The organism is Candidatus Defluviibacterium haderslevense, from assembly GCA_016712225.1.
Lineage (GTDB): Bacteria > Bacteroidota > Bacteroidia > Chitinophagales > Saprospiraceae > Vicinibacter > Vicinibacter haderslevensis.
Genome location: JADJRL010000003.1, coordinates 3419471 through 3438431 on the forward strand (window position 1 = coordinate 3419471; position 18961 = coordinate 3438431).

Annotated in this window: 17 protein-coding genes and 1 riboswitch; of the genes, 4 read left to right on the forward strand and 13 right to left on the reverse strand. The window is 33.1% G+C overall.

Annotation, left to right across the window (positions count from 1 at the left end; all coding sequences use genetic code 11):
- Position 1: 1 nt before the first annotated feature.
- The 6 genes from gldF to IPK88_13315 form a co-directional block, all read right to left on the reverse strand.
- Positions 2 to 733 (reverse strand): gliding motility-associated ABC transporter permease subunit GldF, encoded by a 732-nt coding sequence (gene gldF, locus IPK88_13290; protein ID MBK8244397.1) that lies wholly within the window; start codon positions 731 to 733, stop codon positions 2 to 4.
- 47 nt (positions 734 to 780) lie between these two features.
- The gene (gene gldA / locus IPK88_13295; protein ID MBK8244398.1) at positions 781 to 1689 is read right to left on the reverse strand and encodes a gliding motility-associated ABC transporter ATP-binding subunit GldA; all 909 of its coding nucleotides are present in this window, start codon (positions 1687 to 1689) and stop codon (positions 781 to 783) included.
- Positions 1690 to 1730: 41 nt separating this feature from the next.
- Positions 1731 to 2459: a tRNA pseudouridine(55) synthase TruB gene (gene truB, locus IPK88_13300; protein MBK8244399.1), complete on the reverse strand. Its 729-nt coding sequence runs from the start codon at positions 2457 to 2459 to the stop codon at positions 1731 to 1733.
- Positions 2460 to 2664: 205 nt separating this feature from the next.
- On the reverse strand, positions 2665 to 2985 hold the full coding sequence (locus IPK88_13305) for a DUF3098 domain-containing protein (protein ID MBK8244400.1): 321 nt from the start codon (positions 2983 to 2985) through the stop codon (positions 2665 to 2667).
- A 13-nt stretch (positions 2986 to 2998) separates the two neighbouring features.
- The gene (locus IPK88_13310; protein MBK8244401.1) at positions 2999 to 3838 is read right to left on the reverse strand and encodes a hypothetical protein; all 840 of its coding nucleotides are present in this window, start codon (positions 3836 to 3838) and stop codon (positions 2999 to 3001) included.
- 301 nt (positions 3839 to 4139) lie between these two features.
- A complete protein-coding gene (locus IPK88_13315) occupies positions 4140 to 5195 on the reverse strand; it encodes an endonuclease/exonuclease/phosphatase family protein (protein ID MBK8244402.1) in 1056 nt (351 codons plus the stop codon).
- 55 nt (positions 5196 to 5250) lie between these two features.
- Between IPK88_13315 and IPK88_13320 the strand changes: the two genes are divergently transcribed.
- The 3 genes from IPK88_13320 to IPK88_13330 are packed head-to-tail and all read left to right on the forward strand — an operon-like array spanning position 5251 to position 10782.
- Positions 5251 to 7995 (forward strand): TonB-dependent receptor, encoded by a 2745-nt coding sequence (locus IPK88_13320; GenBank protein MBK8244403.1) that lies wholly within the window; start codon positions 5251 to 5253, stop codon positions 7993 to 7995.
- A 10-nt stretch (positions 7996 to 8005) separates the two neighbouring features.
- Positions 8006 to 10045, forward strand: coding sequence for a hypothetical protein (locus tag IPK88_13325; GenBank protein ID MBK8244404.1), 2040 nt, complete (start codon positions 8006 to 8008; stop codon positions 10043 to 10045).
- Positions 10046 to 10056: 11 nt separating this feature from the next.
- Positions 10057 to 10782, forward strand: coding sequence for a methyltransferase (locus tag IPK88_13330; GenBank protein ID MBK8244405.1), 726 nt, complete (start codon positions 10057 to 10059; stop codon positions 10780 to 10782).
- Between the two features lie 2 nt (positions 10783 to 10784).
- Here the strand turns inward: IPK88_13330 and IPK88_13335 are convergent, their stop codons facing one another.
- Genes IPK88_13335 through IPK88_13365 form a run of 7 tightly spaced genes read right to left on the reverse strand, consistent with a single transcriptional unit; the run spans position 10785 to position 18279 of the window.
- Positions 10785 to 11381 carry a riboflavin synthase gene (locus IPK88_13335; GenBank protein MBK8244406.1) on the reverse strand — a complete coding sequence of 199 codons (597 nt, stop codon included), beginning with the start codon at positions 11379 to 11381 and terminating at the stop codon, positions 10785 to 10787.
- A 3-nt stretch (positions 11382 to 11384) separates the two neighbouring features.
- Positions 11385 to 14099, reverse strand: a complete 2715-nt coding sequence (locus tag IPK88_13340; protein MBK8244407.1) for a gliding motility-associated C-terminal domain-containing protein — start codon at positions 14097 to 14099, stop codon at positions 11385 to 11387.
- A gap of 3 nt (positions 14100 to 14102) precedes the next feature.
- Entirely contained in the window at positions 14103 to 14975 is an 873-nt protein-coding gene (rfbD, locus tag IPK88_13345) for a dTDP-4-dehydrorhamnose reductase (GenBank protein MBK8244408.1), read from the reverse strand.
- Positions 14972 to 15517: a dTDP-4-dehydrorhamnose 3,5-epimerase gene (rfbC, locus tag IPK88_13350; GenBank protein ID MBK8244409.1), complete on the reverse strand. Its 546-nt coding sequence runs from the start codon at positions 15515 to 15517 to the stop codon at positions 14972 to 14974. The genes rfbD and rfbC overlap by 4 nt, the downstream gene beginning before the upstream one ends.
- Before the next feature lies 1 nt (position 15518).
- Positions 15519 to 16820, reverse strand: a complete 1302-nt coding sequence (gene der / locus IPK88_13355) for a ribosome biogenesis GTPase Der (protein MBK8244410.1) — start codon at positions 16818 to 16820, stop codon at positions 15519 to 15521.
- On the reverse strand, positions 16817 to 17719 hold the full coding sequence (gene era / locus IPK88_13360; protein MBK8244411.1) for a GTPase Era: 903 nt from the start codon (positions 17717 to 17719) through the stop codon (positions 16817 to 16819). The genes der and era overlap by 4 nt, the downstream gene beginning before the upstream one ends.
- Positions 17719 to 18279 (reverse strand): hypothetical protein, encoded by a 561-nt coding sequence (locus tag IPK88_13365; GenBank protein MBK8244412.1) that lies wholly within the window; start codon positions 18277 to 18279, stop codon positions 17719 to 17721. The genes era and IPK88_13365 overlap by 1 nt, the downstream gene beginning before the upstream one ends.
- A gap of 35 nt (positions 18280 to 18314) precedes the next feature.
- Here IPK88_13365 and IPK88_13370 point away from each other — a divergent pair, with 35 nt between their 5' ends.
- Complete coding sequence (locus IPK88_13370) at positions 18315 to 18872, forward strand: ATP-binding protein (GenBank protein ID MBK8244413.1); 558 nt, start codon at positions 18315 to 18317, stop codon at positions 18870 to 18872.
- A riboswitch (TPP riboswitch) is annotated at positions 18831 to 18932 on the forward strand. Its footprint overlaps the gene before it by 42 nt.
- The last annotated feature ends 29 nt before the right edge of the window (positions 18933 to 18961 follow it).

Below are 18961 nucleotides of genomic sequence, written 5' to 3' on the forward strand. Positions count from 1 at the left end.
GTTAAAAATTTCTTTCTTTAATGCCATGAATGGTCAACCAAATAAAAAATCCAATGATGCTGAAAAAATAAATGAGATCCCTACTGTCGATCTTACCACGGTTGATTGAAGTGTAATGATCATCAATTCCAAACAGTTGTATTAAATCATCTGTAATGCCAAAAAAGATAGGAAGCTTACTAAAAAAATAAAATCCATAATAAAAAAAGAAACACAAACTTATGGAAATAAGAAAAGATACGACTTGGTTTCTGGATAGCGTAGAACTATATATTCCAATGGCAACGAAGGTAGCGGCTAAAAAAACCAATCCAATATAGGATCCAACAACGGCTCCAGTATCTATATTCCCCGGGGGAGCTCCTAATTGATATACAGAATAAAAATAGATTAATGTAGGCAACAAAGCTATTATTGCTAAACTTAAATGTGCCAAATACTTCCCTAATACTAAATCAATTTCAGTAATGGGTTTGGTCAATAGAATCTCAAGTGTTCCGGTTTGTATTTCTTCTGCAAAAGAGCGCATAGTGATAGCAGGAATTAGGAATAAAAAAATTATAGGAGCCACAATAAATAATTGGTCAAGCGAAGCATAGTTAAAGTAAAGTATACTGTAATCTGGAAAAACCCACATCATAAGTCCCATAAGTAGAATAAATATCGCAATAACGATATATCCGATAAGCGAACTGAAATATCCTGAAATTTCTTTTTTATAAATAGTCCACATGAAGTTTCTTTTTTTATTTTAAAAAACTATTTAGCTTTTTTAAATAATTATTGTTTGGTTAAAACATTGAATACATCTTCAATGCTGTTTTTTGTTTTATTCATTTCGTAAATGACCCATCCATTTGCCACACTAGTTTGAAATAATAATTCGCGAAGATCTTTAGCTGAATCTGAGTAAATCGTAAATTGGTGTTTACCCGATTGTTTTATAAATTGTACATAGGGTAGCGATTTTATAGTTGAAATAGGGATTTCTGTTGAAAATTCAATCGTAACCATTTGTCGATCTCCTAATTTTTCTTGAAGGACTTCAATAGAATCATCAGCGACTAATTTGCCATTTTTAATAATTACAACACGGTCGCAAAGTGATTTTACTTCTTGCATTATATGTGTAGAAAAAATCAGTGTTTTCTCTTTTCCTATGTTCCGGATCAATGACCTGATTTCCACCAATTGATTCGGGTCTAGACCACTTGTTGGTTCATCTAGGATCAATACTTCAGGATTATGTAAGAGGGCCTGACTTAATCCCACTCTTTGCCGATATCCTTTTGATACAGATCCAATGGTTTTATTTTGTTCAGGACCAAGGCCAGTGAGTTCTATTAAGTCATTAATTCTTTTCTGAACACCTTCAACTTTAGAAAGTCGTGCAAAACATTCTAAATATTCCCGGATATACATGTCTTTATATAATGGATTGTTTTCCGGTAAATATCCAATATGCTTTTTGACTTCTAAAGGGTGCGTCAATATATTATAACCACATATTTCTGCAGAGCCCGAACTTGGTTTTATATAACAACTCAACATTTTCATAGTTGTTGTTTTTCCGGCACCATTTGGTCCAAGAAAACCAAGTATTTCACCTTTATGAGCAGTGAAACTGAGTTCGTCAACAGCGTGTTGAGTTCCATAAATTTTGGTGATTTGATTTACGACTATGGACATAGCATTCAGTTCAATTTACAAAGGTAAAACGATTCAAATGATTATTCGTGTTCAGTTTGGTATAGTAATTCTTTTAATCCGTCAAAATGCCAGGCTTTGGATAAGGAATATGGCCCAATTTGGTCACGAGACAATGATGACAGGTATGCTCCACTCCCTAAGCGTTTGCCAAATTCATGAGCAATGGATCTGATGTAGGTTCCCTTACTGCATTGAACTTTAAATTGTATGATTGGAAACAAATCAGCATTGATATCTATGGAGTGGATGATAATGTTTCTGGGTTTAAGTTCCATTTGTTCTCCCTTTCGTGCTAATTTATAAGCACGTCTCCCATCTACCTTGACAGCAGAATGTGTTGGCGGAATAAGTTCTTGTGGTCCTAAGAATGATAATCTGATGGATTCAATGAGCGATTGATCTATTAGGTCAATATTAAATTCTTGATTTATTGGTGTTTCCCGATCAAAACTGGGGGTGGTTGCACCTAGCGTAAATGTACCTGAATAGGTTTTTTCAAAATCTTGAAAATCACTTATTTTTTTGGTCATTTTGCCTGTGCACAATATCAACAAACCTGTTGCTAAGGGATCAAGAGTTCCGGCATGACCAATTTTTGGTTTGATGTGGGTCCGAGTCTGAATGGCTCTGCGTAATTTATCTACTACGAAGAAAGACGTCCTTTCATAAGGCTTATCAACTAATATAACCGCGCCTTCATGAAAATCTATTTGATTTAAATTTTCCAGAGTCAAAATGGGATAATTCATGATTTTTATGACGTCATTTTTTGAACCATGTTGAAGTATAATTAAGTGTTCAATGAATGACTTAGTTACAAGTTGTTTATTTAGTTAATTCTGAAATGAATTTATCTTATTTGTCTAAAACCTACTTAACCTAAAGTTAAGGCTCTATAAAGTACAAATTCGCTTAGTCCGGTCTTGAATTAAGATCAGATTAGCCCTTATTAAATCAAACTTTAAAAATGGCGTAGATCTGAACAGCTAGTCCGGCCAATATACAAATTGGAGCTAATACTAATCTTCTTGAGCTATATATGATACTCTCATCCCAAACATCTGGTGATGGCATCCATCCACCGGACATCAAAATGAGTCCTAATGCTATTAAACCTAATCCTATAAAGACAAATTTGAATTGAGTCTTGCCATAGGTCACTTCTTTTATTGGATTATTTCTGGTAAAACTGCTTGATTCAGAGGGTTTTGGTCCGGTCTTAATATTGGTTGTCACTGGAGCAGTAGTTGTTTTTTTAGATTTTGCTTCTCCCATTTTTTAATATGATTTATTGATTTAATAAAATATTGATATGACGCCTAACGACAATTGCATGCAAAGTTGGGCCAATTATGAGTAAAACGAGCATAACCAGCATAAAATTTTTTAATTCCAGTAAATTATAGATCCAAGGACTTAAATAAAAGAAAACCAAAAGGGATAAGCCCACAAAAACAATGCTGAGAAAGGCACTAGCCAATCCATGGATTACAGAGATTCGAATATATGGTTTAATGATCTTCTCAATGGGTGTACCCAAATTAAACATGAGTCTGATTAATGAATCTTTGCTGAGTATATACATTTTAACTAAATAACCTATAATGAGAAATGCGAGTAAGGTTAAGATTAAAGTAGTGAATATCAGTACATTACTAGCATTCTGGATGCTTTGGTCTGCACTCGGGTTGACATCCAAAAGTTGTATGGGTTGAGTGACTATCGATTGAGTCTTTAAATATTCCTGAATTTCATTGATGGCATTGGTTGGTTTTGGTCCCGTCTTGAATTGAAAAAGCACAACATCAAAAAAGGGGTTTTCGTCTGCGGTCAGATTAATTTTAAAATCAGGGTCATTTTTCATTTCCGATAAGGCAACTTCCTTAGTTACCAATTGTACTGATTCAGGACTGATATGTGTCTTTGCTTTTAGCCATTCTGATAATGTTTTTAAGGAATCCTTATTGTATGCAGCATTTAACTGAATTGAAATAGGTGTTTGGGTTTTAAGTTTTTTACTAAGACTGAAGCTATGTACGAATGCTAAAAGCGCAATTCCCACCAATGACATAACAAGGGCTACTGCAACGACGTGGATCATAATATCAATCTGGGATTCCTGCTTCATTACCGCAAAGGTAAGATTATATTAGGATAATTTATATATAAAAAAAGTATTAAAGCTTGTTTTAAAGTTTAATATTAATGGTGAAAGGAGACCCTTATTATAATGAATATTTATTGAAAGTACCTAATTGCTTTTTTTATATTATCATCTTGGTTAATTTGTCAATATTAGGAATTTTAAAATTTATTATTGTGATTGTATTAAATATTTTAAATAATAAAAATACGTATTCATTTAGAAACTTGAAAGGAATTGGAAATCAATTTATAGTAAGTTGTAAGATATAATTTAGATTAAATGTTCATTCCGCTTTTTTGCTCAAATAAACCACAACCGGAAAATGATCACTATATCCATAGTTGTATACATTCCCGGAAAAAGTTCTTTTAGGATGATTTTTATAATGTCCACTGGCTTCCAGCATAAATGATTTGCGATAAATCTGATGTTTGTAGAATTGGAATTGATTTACATTCTGTTGTATTAAATTTTCAGAAATGAGAATCTGATCAAATAAACTCCAAGTGTCATTAAAACTAGTAGAACCTTCCCCTCGATCATAATTCCAATAAAACGGATTGTAGAAATCTTCCTTGCCCACTTTATTTTTAACCCCAATAGCCTTAATCCCAACAGTGAGGCTTTCATTGTCCGGATTGTCATTGAGGTCTCCCATGATAATATAATTAGCATCAGGATGGATGGATCGTAGGGAATCCACTATATGTCTGTTTAACTGTGCTGTTTGTAGTCTATAGGGTTTAGTTATTATTTCACCACCTCTACGGGATGGCCAATGATTGACTAGAATATACACCAATTGTTGATCTAGATAGCCTTTTACCAACAACACGTCCCTGGTTTTTTTTGTATTCCCATTAGCCAATTTCAATAAAATACTATATGGTTTGCTTTCTACAACATGAAAATATTTTTTTTGATAGAGTAAAGCTACATCTACACCTCGATCATCAGGTGAATTGTAATGAATGATTTGATAAGATCTGTTTTTTAGGTTTGCTGTTTGAGTTAAATCTTCCAATACTTTTTTGTTTTCAATTTCAGAAACACCCAAAATGGCCAATCCATCTGGAGTATAATCTGTGCCTATGTCCTTGATCACTGTAGAGAGGCGATCGAGTTTGTCCCTATATTTTTCTTCAGTCCAATTTTTATCACCTTGAGGTGTAAATTCTTCATCTAAAGTCAAAGTATCATTAACGATGTCAAATAAATTTTCTAAATTATAAAAACCTACACCAGCAATGACTGATTTTTGACCATATTGGCTCAGTGGAATCAAGAAAAGGAGTAATATCCACAATGGCCTAATAATTAATTTAAATTTATTCTTCATATCATACGATTCCTGCTGCAAAGTAAATAAATTTGTGGCTGAAAGGCTAATAAACATGAATCCAAAACGAATCTTGCTCTTTATCATTAATGGCTTGCTATTTATCACTGCTGAGGGCCAAGTCTTTATGGGTCAAGTAATTGATGCCTTTAAATCGACTCCAATAACCAATGTCACTGTTGAAATCGATCAAGTCAAACTTGAGATGACTACGAATGAAACCGGAGATTTTAATATTGACCAAACTAAACTTCCTGCTACTTTTAGTATTAAATTGAGTAAATCCGGATACTACCCCTTACAACAAAACGTAAATATTGACAAATTAAATGGTACCCAACGAATATTCAATTTGGTACCTATTAAAACAATTCAGCAAGAAATAGCCACTATAGAGTTAGATCAATCTGATGATACCGATGAATCGGATGTTTATAGTTTATTGACTAGTTCTGATGATCCAATTCAAAAAGCCGCTGCATTTCAATTTGGCATCTTTAGATTGAAATTAAGAGGTATTGGTGATCAGTGGTCAAGGTTGGGGTTTAATGGATTTTTATTAAATGATTTGCAACAAGGAAAATCCACATATCAGATATTTTCTGGGCAAAATAAATTGACAGATTATACTGATGGTATCATGGGGTATAATAGTAATGAAGATGACTTTGGTGATTTGGGCTTGAACCAATGGATTAGTTTTAACCCCATAACCTATAGAAAAGGTCTTAGTTTGAATTATTCTGTTTCGAATAGAAGTTATACGCATAGATTAGGAGCTCAATATGTTAAACATTTTAATCGAAGTAAGGTCAGCTTAGTTCTAGGTGCGAATCGAAGATGGGCTTTTGAGGGATTTATTCCCGGAACTTTTTACGATGCATGGGGAACATATATAGGATTATCCAAGAAAATAAATAGTCGAACAGATGTTCAATTATTATTGGTCAATGCTCCGGTGCAAAGAGGAAAAAGCAGTCCAGGGACTAAGGAAGTTTTTGAATTAAGCGACGATCGTTTATACAATTCATATTGGGGCTATCAATCCGGTAAAAAAAGAAATTCAAGAATTGCAAAAATAGAATTACCTACTGCTTTCTTAAATTTGTCTTCTAAACTTTCAGACCAACTTCAATTGAATCTTGGTTTAATGGCTACCAAAGGGAAGCGTTCTGATTCTAGCATTGATTGGACCAACTCGCCTGATCCTAGACCAGATTATTATCAAAAATTACCGTCATACATTCAGGATTCAGCATCAAAGGCTGCGGTTACCTATGAATGGAAAAATAATGTCAATGTGCGACAAATAAATTGGGATCAATTTTATCAATCTAATTATAATCAATATACGACCGTAAGAAATATTAATGGAGGAAATGATTCAGTGATTGGCAGAAGGGCCGTTTATTTTCTAAATGAAAGACATAGTGATCCCACTGATCTTGAACACTTTTTAAATTTGAAATGGCATAAGTCAAGAAATTCAATTCTATTGGGATATAGAATTGAATATTTGATGAAAGAAAATTATTTGCTTATGTCTGATTTATTAGGAGCTGATTTTTTTGTAGATAAAGAAGATTTTGTTGATGATCAAAACCTGGCACATCCAAATGTAAATAATTTAAATCATATTGTTTATGAAGGCGATCGATATGGATATGATTATGCTTCTGTGCATTATCGATACGATATCTTCACTCAATGGGAACATAAATTCAAGAAATGGGATTTAATGTTTGGAGTAGATGGAGGCTATAAATCTGATGTGAGAAGGAGTGATTATAAGAATTTGATATTCGAGAATTCATCCGGAAGTTCTGAAATTTTTAAAGCTATTCAGTATGGAATAAAGTCCAGTCTTACCTATAAATTAAATGGTAGAAATTATATTTTAGCTAATTTAGCATATGCTTCTAAAGCACCATTTTTTACGGATATTTTTATTAATCCTCAGTGGAGATCTGATAGGATCCAGGATGTTACTAATGCAACAGTCTACCAATTCAGTTTACATTATTTTTATCGGAGTCCTGGTGCAAAAATTCAACTTGGCGGATACGCAATTGAAATTAAAGATCTAACGCAAAACAAGAATTTTTATTTAGATGAGGCTTTGGAAGATGCTACAGCTCAAGAATTAGCAAATGGTGGATTTATAAATGCCTTTTATACGCATATGGATCAGCGATATGTAGGTCTTGATCTAGCTATGGAATACAATTTGTCGTCAAGATTTGAATTGACTTTCGCAGGTCAGGTGGGGGATTATATTTATTCAAACAGACCTACACTTTTGCTTTTTGATCAATACAGCAACGCAGAGGCTAGCCACTTGATTTATTTAAAGAATTTCTTCATTCCTGGTACACCCCAGATAGCTATTACAGCCGGGCTAAAATATAATTTTAAAAGGAATGGATTTTTTGGAATCAATGTTTCTTATTTAGATAAATCTTTTGTTGAAGTTAATCCTTTAAAAAGAATTCCAGAAACTGTAGGAGATCTAGATCGTGATGGAGAAACCTTTAAGAAAATTAATGATCAGGAAAAATTGCCATCTGCTGTTGTGGTAGATGCATTTATTTTTAAAAGTTATCGATTTTTAGGACATTATTCTAGTGTTAGCTTGAGTGTAAATAATATTTTCAACAATAAAAATCTGGTTTCAGGTGGATTCGAACAAAATCGTTTTGATTTTAAAGACAAACAATTAGATCAATTTCCAAATAAATATTTTAACCTTCAAGGAATTAATTATTTTCTAAACATAAGTCTTTCATTAGAAAAGATTTAAATTTATTATAATGAAACAATTACAAATTGTATTTTTTAGTTTATGCTTATTGATTGTAGTATCGTGTATAAAACATGATTTTGATGCTCCTCCAATTAAAGTGGATTCAATTCCATTTACCGCTAATTCATCCATTGCTGAATTGAAGAATAGATACGTTGCTGGAAAGTTTGTTGACATAACAGATGAACTGAATATCATTGCCACAGTAATTGCAGATGATGCGAGTGGAAATTTTTATAAAACCTTAGTTATTCAAGACAGTACTGCGGGAATAGAGCTTAAAATTAATCGATCAGGTATTTATACTACATACCCCATAGGTATGAAAATTGGTGTGAAATGTAAGGGATTAACGATAGGTGATTACGGCGGACTTATTCAATTAGGTAAAGGAACTTATTTGAACAATGGACGATCAAGTCTCTCCGGATTGGAAGATGCAGTGGCTAATCAGTTTGTTTTTGCCGGCCCTAGAAATCAAACCGTTATTCCGAAAGTGAAACGAATTAATGATTTGAGATTTAGTGAATTAAGTACTCTGATCCAATTTGATGATGTTGAGTTTGTAGACAAAAATCCCAATCAAACCTTTGCAACAGTAGGTGGCGGCTCATTTCTAAATCTTGATTTAACATCTTGCGACAATAACAAAATTATCTTGCACAACAGCGATTTTGCGGATTTTTCCGGAGATAAAATTCCTGTTAAAAATGGTACTATTGTTGGGGTTTTTGGAAAATTTAATGCAGATAATCAATTGTTGATTCGTAATTTGAATGATGTCCAATTTACAAAAGACCCCTGTGGAGGTAACGGTGGTCAAGATGTTTCCAAAAGTATTTTAGAAATTAGAAATTTATTTTCCGGGACTACAATTAATATTTCCGACAATTATAAAATTAAAGGTGTCGTCATTTCTGATAGGACTACAAATAATATAAATGGACAAAATTTATTTCTTCAGGATGCCACAGCTGGTATAGCTCTACGATTTACTGCTAAGCATAGTTTCAATTTGGGAGATGAATTGGAGTTAAGTGTTACTGGTATTGAATTGAGTGATTTTAAAGGATTGTTGCAATTGAATAATTTGAAAATCACTTCTCCCAAATTAGTTTCTTCTGGAAATACAGTTACTCCAAAAGTTGTAAGTATTAAGAATTTAAACACTTCAATTGAAAATTATGAAAGTCAATTGGTGATCATTAAAAATGCAAAGTTGAGTAAATCGTCCAGGAATACTTATAGTGGTACAGTTAAAGTAGATGATAATACGGATGTCATTGATTTATTTACAGCCTTTACTGTTGGTGGTACTATAGCAACTTTTGCTAATGATGTATTTCCTACCAGTACTGTTGACGTCGTAGCAATAGCATCACAATTTACCTCGAATCAATTATTGTTGCGTAATCTTTCTGATGTTACAGTAATTGGAGGTGGAGGAACTGTAGAACTTAAGTCGATCCAAGAAATCAGAAGTTTGTTTTCTGGCACTAAATTGAATATTGCTAATGATTACAAAATAAAAGGAATTGTCACTTCAGAAAAAAACGCTTTGAATATTGTAGCTCAAAATATCTATATTCAGGACAATGGAGCTGCTATTGCTGTAAGGTTTACTGCAACACAACCTTACAACCTTGGTGATGAAATAGAAATAAATGTGAAGGGAATGGAGCTGTCTGAATTTAATGGTTTGTTGCAAATTAATAATGTTCCCTTGGCAAATTCAAGTCTAATAAATATCGGTCAAACCATTACTCCAAAGAGTTTGACCATTCAACAAGTTATTGATCAATTCGAAGCTTTAGAAGGCCAACTTGTAAAAATTTCTAATGTTAATATGTCTAAATCATCAGGTTCGACTTATTCTGGAACCGTGATATTGAATGATGGTACGAACAGCATTGACATGTTTACAAGAAGTCAGGCACTTTTTTCTGGAACTGCATTTAATGTAACTCCGGTAAGTATCACAGCAATTGTATCGCAATTTACGTCTAAACAATTACTCATTAGAACGCTTGCAGATATTGTTCCTTAAGTGGCCTAAGGATGAATGATAAGGACATTGATCATTTTAAATTTAGGGACTTTGATTTGATGCATGACCAAAGTGTCATGAAGACATCCACAGATAGTATTCTATTAGGAGCTTGGGCTTCACAATTTGTTTTTTCTTCTGCCTTTGACATCGGCTGTGGATCAGGAATACTGTCATTTATGTTAGCTCAACATCGCCGTGACGCACTAATCCTTGGAGTCGATATTTCAAATCAAGCTGTTGAGTTGGCAATTAGAAACAAAGCTGCGATTCCTTTTGCAACGCATGTTTCATTTGTTCATAACCATTTCAATGAACTGCTCACTGAATTAATACCAGTGGATTTAATCATTTGTAATCCTCCTTATTTTAAATCTAGTTTGTTGCCTGCTAATCTTGAGCGACAAAGGCAAAGACATGCCACTCATTTTAATTTTGATTCTTTTGCTTCTTTTTGTAACCGACATTTAGTTCAAGATGGATGTGTTTGTGTTGTAATTCCTTATCATTTCGAAACCGAATTAAGTTTTAGAATGTCATTAGAACGTTTGTATTTGGTAGATTTGGTTGTAGTGAAACATAAGCAGTCATCTGAACCTTCCTTATGTCTGTGCCGATATGCATTAAGACAGGGTGTACTGAATAAAACGCATTTGATATTATTTGAAGACGATGATACATTAACTCCTTCATTTCGAGATTTAACCTACCCGTTTCTGAACTTTAATAAGGAATAACTTTATTTTAATACATTATTTTTTAAATAGGAAAAAATATATTTACCTAACAAATCAAATTCTATGTTAGCTTGATCGCCTTCTTTCAGATGTTTAAAGATGGTGTTGGAATAAGTGTATGGAATAATAGCAATATCAAATTCATTTTTATGAATATTTGCAAGAGTGAGACTGGTGCCATTGATGGCTATGGACCCGCGACCAATTAAATGATATTGCTGATTTTTTTTTAGTTTGAAAGTAAAAAGATGACTTCCATTTAATTCTTTTATCCGTATTAACTTCGCAACACAGTCCACATGTCCTTGAACGAAATGGCCATTGATTCGATCAGAAACTTTTAATGATCTTTCAAGATTTACGGGATCTCCTTTTTTTAATGAACCCAGATTTGTTTTTGATAAGGTCTCCTCCACAACAACTACACGATATGTCGATTTATTTTTTTTTATGACTGTAAGACAGACACCATTGTGTGAAACACTTTCATCGATATGTAATTCATTGGAAAATAGAGCCTTAATATCCAAAATTACATTGTTTTTTTCTTTGCGACATTCATGTATGATCCCGATTTCTTCAACAATTCCTGAAAACATAGTTTATTTGCCTTTTAATAATTCAATAAATCCTTTAATCATCAAATCTTTGAGTGGTTGAGTTGAGGGGTAGGGCAGTATTTTGCATGAATAATAATATACGCCATCAGATAAAATAGATCCTTTCAAATTTGTTCCGTTCCAATTTAGATTTGGATCCTCAGTCCGGAACACCAATTCTCCCCATTGATTTACTACCTGAAATTCTACCCGTTCTATAAATTTATTTTTTATTGGTTTAAATATATCATTGTGGCCGTCCCCATTTGGTGTAAAAGTGTTAGGTAATTCATATGCAGGACAATAATTTGCACAAATATTAATTGGAGATTCACATTGTTTGCCACTTGAATCAATGGAAATGACTTCGTAACATAATGGTTCTATTATGGTATATTCATGTATGTAATTCAATCTGGTAGGGTCATTTATTTTTATTAGAAGTTCGCGTTGATTAGATTTATTTAATTTATAAATTTCATATCCAACCACATCTTTTATGGGGCAATCTACATTGGGATTATTCCAACTTAATGTATTATAGAGTTCGGCATTATTGTTTTCATCACATGAACCTTTAACGCTTAATTTTGGGCAACAGGGCGGACTATCATCCATAACTTTTATACAACTTATATTAGAATGATTGATTAAGATCGAATCGATACCCTGAAATCCATATGATCCGAAAGATGTTACATAATAACAATATTTTTGTTGTTGTTCAGCTGTTAAATCAATAAATTGTGTTGTGTTCGTTTGTCCTATGCTGTCGAATTGTACACTATTTTCTTCTTTTCTGAAAATTGAAAATAAGTAATTGCTCCACGATGTATTATTACTCCAACTCAATTGAACATTTCCATTTAGGTTTTTAACTTTCAAAAAAATGCTTTCGCTTGAATCTGATTGAGCTATAAAACCATCTGATGAAAGGAATTGTACCAAATAATGATATGGAAATTGATCTGTAGATAAATTCTTGTGAGTGAAATTTGTATCTAAGACATTTGAATAACTCGAATATGTTTTGGTGTAACTTACTATTTCTGATAGCGAACCATTAGGATTAGAATAAAATAATTTTATTGTATATGGTGGTTGATGTGCAATGGTGTCAAAAAAATTTGGATTTGGTTTAGCCCATTTAATGCCTATACTACCGAGGTTTGGATCAGTATTGATGACATCAACATTTAAAAGTATGGGTTTATCAATTTGTAAATAATTACAACTTTCATTTGAAGCTAATGAACCCACAAAATTATATGGAAAACCAGCGGTGCTTATTTTAGCAAACTCAGCCTGAACTCTATAGCAATAGAGTTGTCCGGGAATGATGTTGCTATCTATATAAAAATAATTTTGTAGTTGATAGGAGTTAATCAAATAGGCAATTTTCTGATAATTGGAATGCTCAAGTCCTGGATTGCATGTGTCTTGTATTATCGACTGACTTTTGATTTTTCGCCACACCGAAAAACCTCTGAAATGGGTACTGTCAAAATCACAGGCATAGGGCTTAGTCCAATTTAATTCTATCTGATTATTGATAATTTTTGATTTCAAATCAATGGGAGGTGGGCCAATAATTTTTATTCGTATGGTTTGTGTTGTGCTTAATCCCGTTGTATCAAAAAAATTATCAGTAGCTTTTATGGTTACATTATAATATTCTTTTCGGATATGTGTACAATTGGTTTGCCAGATAAATTTTCCATTTATTAGGGGTTTGTTAAATCCGGGAGGAAAAAGAACGGATGCATTATTCATAATTACAAATGGTGCACCTGCGGCTTCCACTTTGACGAATCCTCCTTTATTTCCTACATCGGCGTCGTTAATAAGAATGGGTATTTCCAAGAAAGTACCTGCTATAACACATGTATCCTGAGTGGTGCTTATTACAGGCGGTGAATTCATAGAACAACTTTCTTGTACCAAGATTTCCATATCGCGTATTATTTTGCCAATTAGAATTCCTTTTCTGAATTCATAAATTGCAATGGCTATATTGTACTCTCCAGCCATTTGGGGTGCATTCCAAATAAAGGTTCCACTGAATTGATCTAAATAGATATTGTTATTAAGACCTGATTTAATTTGATTGGGATATAAATAGTTTGGAACTGGAAGATTTCGATCCATTAAGGGTATGACCAATTCGTAGGCTAGACTATCTCCATCTTCATCAAAAGCTGAAGGATTATGAGTAAATGTCTGGTAAAGACATGCAAAGTCAATCGGAGCTTGCAATAGTATTGGCGAATGATTAATGCCCTGGAACGTGGTGTTAAATAATGTGATGGTTGATTGTATGTAAAATGGAATATTAACCGAATTGGGTGGATCAATATTTAAAATATTATCTATTCTGTTAGGGTCCACCATGCCTAAGTCATAGGTTCCTCTCCCTGGATATTGATGTTCAGCTATATAAATATTTTTTTTAATGTCGTTCGGAAACTCTGTTCCATTTCCATTGGTGCGACCTGCTGCTGAGAATGTTCCATCGCCCCAGGATATTGTGATAGTATCTCTATCTGCACTGCTACTTGAGGTTTTAGTATAGGTAGTTACTATTGCGCGCACATAATTATCAGATAGTTGAACATAGGTTATTTCACCAGCCCGATTATGAGTTGCCTTTATTATCGTTGGTATATAAACGATTATTAAAATGGTAATCAATAGTCTGTTTAGTTTTTTCCAACTCATGTTTTAAATTGAAATAAGATCTAAGCAATCATGTAAGCTATCTTTCCAAAACGGTATTGTTACATCAAATGTTGTTTTTATTTTAGTACAATCCAGAACACTGAATTTTGGTCTTGGTGCAGGGGCATTATATGTTTGAGTGGAAATGGAATTAACTTTAATATCTATCTTTTTATAGGAAAATATCTCACGAGCCAATTCATCCCAAGTGGTATACCCTGAATTAGAATAATGATATATTCGACCCTTGCTGGGTTCATTGGTTTTACTAAAATATTCAATGATAGCCAAAGTTGCCTTACATAAATCTTTGCCATAAGTTGGAGATCCTGTCTGGTCACTAACTATAGAAAGCTCTTTTTTGTCTTTAGCTAATCGCAACATCGTTTTTACAAAATTATGCCCGAACGAAGAATATATCCAGGAACTTCGGATGATAATTGCCTTCGGATTCGATGCTAATATATGCTTTTCTCCGATTGATTTGGACTGTGCATATATACCTTGAGGATTTGTTTGTGCGTCCTCTTGAATGGGAACCATAGAATTTCCACCGAATACATAGTCGCTTGAATAATGTATCATTTGAATATTATATTGTTCGCACAATTGAGATAAATAGGTCGGTGCTTGATCGTTTAATAAAAAACAGCTCGCTTGTTCTGTTTCTGCCTTGTCAACAGCCGTAAATGCAGCTGTATTGATTAAAAATTGAGGCCTATAAGAAGATAAAATGACTTCACTTTGTGATTCGTTTGTGATATCCCATTGTTGCCGGTCAAAAAAAACAAATTCAAATGTTGGATATTGGTTTGCCAGGGATTGAAACTCTTGTCCTAACTGCCCATTGCTTCCGGTCACCAGAATTTTTATCATAAGGGAAGATGATCACCAAAGTTAGGCCAATTCAAATCTTTACTAGAAATCAGTTGTTCTGATTTTGGAATGCGCCAATCAATTTGTAAATGTTCATCATTTAGATTTACACCTCCTTCAGCGTTTTTGTTGTAAAATGCTGTACATTTATAATTAAATATTGCGGTGTCACTTAGAACTCCATAACCATGAGCGAATCCAACAGGGACCAAAAGTTGTGATTTGTTTTCAGAAGACAAAATGATACTGAAATGTTTACCAAATGTTTTTTGATCTGGTCTTAAGTCTAATACTACATCAATAACTTTACCTAAAGTAACTCGAACGAGTTTAACCTGTGCATTGGGGTTTCTTTGATAATGAAGTCCGCGAATGACACCATATTGTGAAAGGGATTCATTATCTTGAATGTATTTGTAATTTAAATTATTTATTAAATGCACAGATTCATTATAGGTTTCCATAAAATATCCACGAGCATCATTAAATACTAATGGCTGTATAATAAATAGTCCTTCGAATTCCGTAGGGGTGATGGTCATTTTATTTTTCTTTGAATACTAATCGAATAGGTACTCCTTTAAAATTGTAAAGGGTTCGTAATTGGTTTTCAATAAATTGTTTATATGATGCTTTAATTTGATCCGGATAGTTTGAAAAGAATGCAAAAACTGGATATTCTTTATCAATTTGCGTTATGTATTTGATTTTAATTAAATGATTTCTGAAAGATGGTGGTGGAATTTTACCAATGGCCTCCAACATTTTTTCATTGAGTTCTGAAGTTTTAATTTTCTGAGCTCTGCGATCATAAACTTCTAGACCTAATTCTAATGCTTGAAATACACGTTGCTTCTCTTTAGCTGAAATAAACATAATAGGAATATCATCAAAAGGAGCTATTTTGGCTTTGATTCGGGCTTCGAATTCTTTGGCGGTGTTGGTTGTTTTTTCAATTAAATCCCATTTGTTTACTAATACCACAAGTCCTTTATTTCTTTTAACAACTAAAGATACTAGTTCCATATCTTGTGATTCTATTCCTAAAGTGGCATCAATGATGAGGAAACATACATCCGATTCTTCGATGCATTTAATAGCGCGAATGACTGAATAAAATTCTAAATCTTCAAAAACTTTTGATTTTTTTCTGATACCCGCAGTATCTATAATCATAAAGTTTTTTCCAAATTTATTGTATTCAGTATGAATGGGATCACGTGTTGTGCCGGCAATATCTGTGACCATATTTCTTTCTTCATCTAGAAATACATTGATTAAGGATGATTTGCCCACATTAGGTTGTCCTATAATTGCAAATTTTGGAATGTTAGGTAAGCTTATTTCTTCCTCAGGAACTAAAGCAGTAATAGCATCCAATAACTCTCCAGTACCGCTGCCTGTCATTGATGATATACAATACATTTCTTCAAAACCCAAAGACCAAAATTCATTCGCAGCCATCAATCGCTCATGATTGTCTACTTTATTAACCACTAAGAACTTTTTCTTATTTACTTTTCTCAACAATTCTGCGACAAATAAATCCAAATCTGTTATGCCGGTTGTTACATCAACCATATAAATAATTACACTTGCCTCTGCAATGGCAAGTTCCACTTGTCGGCGAATTTGTTTTTCGAATATATCTGCAGAGTGAGCCACAAATCCTCCAGTGTCTACTACATAAAATGATTTTCCATTCCATTCAGAGACATCATATATTCGATCTCTTGTAACCCCACTTATATCATCAACTATGGATTTTTTATATCCAATCAATCGGTTGAATAATGTTGATTTTCCTACGTTCGGTCTCCCGACAATTGCTGCTGTAAATCTCATCTTAATATGCCTGTTTTTTCAATGTATTCAGTATTATCTCGCCAATCCTTCTTCAGTTTAACGCTTAAATCTAAATATACTTTCTGATTTAAAAATTTTTCAATTTCTTCCCTTGCTTTTATTCCAAGTTGTTTAATTTTAATGCCTCCTTTCCCTAATAGTATTGGAATTTGACTTTGTTTATTCGTATAAACGATAGCTGAAATAACTGCCATTGGTGCTTGATCATCGACTCCTTTGCAAGCTGTAACATGAACAAAAGTGCTGTATGGAATTTCATCTTCAAACAAGTAGTAAATTTGTTCCCGAATTAATTCACTAATAAAAAACCGAATAGGGCGGTCACTACTTATATCCTCTGGAAAATAGGGTGGGTGTACCGGAATGTGTTCCAGTATTCTGTTTTTTAATGCATCCACACCAATTCCATTTAAAGCAGATACTGCAAAGAATTCGTCGTGTTTGATTTGTTCTTTTATTGGTAATAATATTTGATCAAGCATGTATTCTGAAATGCGATCAATTTTATTCGCAACTAATAATTTTGGAGCTTCAATAAATATGAGATCATCCAAAAGATTTTTTGATAATTGGAGTTTTTGAGTAGTGTCGACTACGATGAGAATAACATCTGCATCTGTTTTTGATTCATCTACATTGTTATTCATTATATGTTGTAAAGGATATCTAGCTTGATCTATCCATCCTGGAGTATCGGAAAATACAACTTGAGTGTCTGCGCTTGTGTAGATTGAAAAAATACGTTGTCTAGTTGTTTGTGCTTTATGTGAAACAATAGACATTTTTGTACCGATAAATGCATTAACTAAAGTAGATTTACCACTATTAGGTAGACCAATAATACTAACAAATCCCGATTTAGTAATGCTTGATTCCATTAACTTAATATCTTGTCTTCAATGAATTCTACTAAATAATTAGGTGTCATCTTTCTCCAATTAATATCATTAAATGATTCACCAATATGAATATGATATTGAATCATGGTGCGCTTCATTTCTTCAAGAACATGAGGCAAAGTGTTTACAAAACAAACCCATCCTCCATCTTCTACATCTTCTTTCCATTCTTCATAATAACAATCATCAGAACCATGAAAATTTAAAACATGCTCACAAAGAAGAACGAATTTGTTAACTCCCGATTTAATCATTACATCTATAATGTCCCTTTTTAAATACATAATATCATTTCCAATGCAATCATTCCACTCACCGATTAATTCTAAGATGCCATATCCTTCTTCATAATCTGCAAACAATATTTTGATATACATTGTTTCAGATCCAAATTGATCCCATTGCGGGTGAACATAATAATTATAGATTTTGTTAGTATACGCAAATTCATTATAGGTCATTTTATAAAAAGGTGAATCCTTGTCTTCCTCACTTATATAAAAATCGCGCCAATTATAAAAAGGCTCTATATCATGCATAATTTAACAAATAGTTTCTAATTAATACGTTTTGGATGAGAATTGTTTTGACAGGACCGGAATCTACTGGTAAAACCAGTTTAGCTTTAATCTTGTCAAATCACTACAAATGTACGCTGATTCCAGAACAAGCGCGATTTTTTTTGCAAAAATCTCTAGGGCAATATTCTTATAATGACTTGAATATCATGGCCCAATCGCAACTTAATTGCTCGAAATCAAGTGGTAGAATTAATGTCTTACAATTAGAGGATACAGATCTTTTAACCTATATCATTTGGTCCAGATTGAAGTTTGGGAAGGTAGATCCTTGGCTTTATAAAGCTTTATATGAATTCAAACCAGATGCTTATTTGTTCTGCATGGATGATTTGCCATGGACTTTTGATCCATTGCGGGAAGATGAGCATACTAGGGCATTGATTTCAAAGGAATATCTAATTGAACTAAACCTATTGAAGGTGCCGTTTTATATAATCACAGGGAGTGGTCAACAAAGAATTTCAAATGCGAAATTTTATATCAATCGTTATCTAAAATCATGTATCTTTGATCCGTTAAAGGGGTGCCGTATTGTAAATTTTACTGGCTGAGATTATACCCATTGAACCTGGTTAGGTAATGCTATCAAGGGAAGTAATGCAAATCGCGCATCTATTGTTTTATCTCTAATTTATTAAAT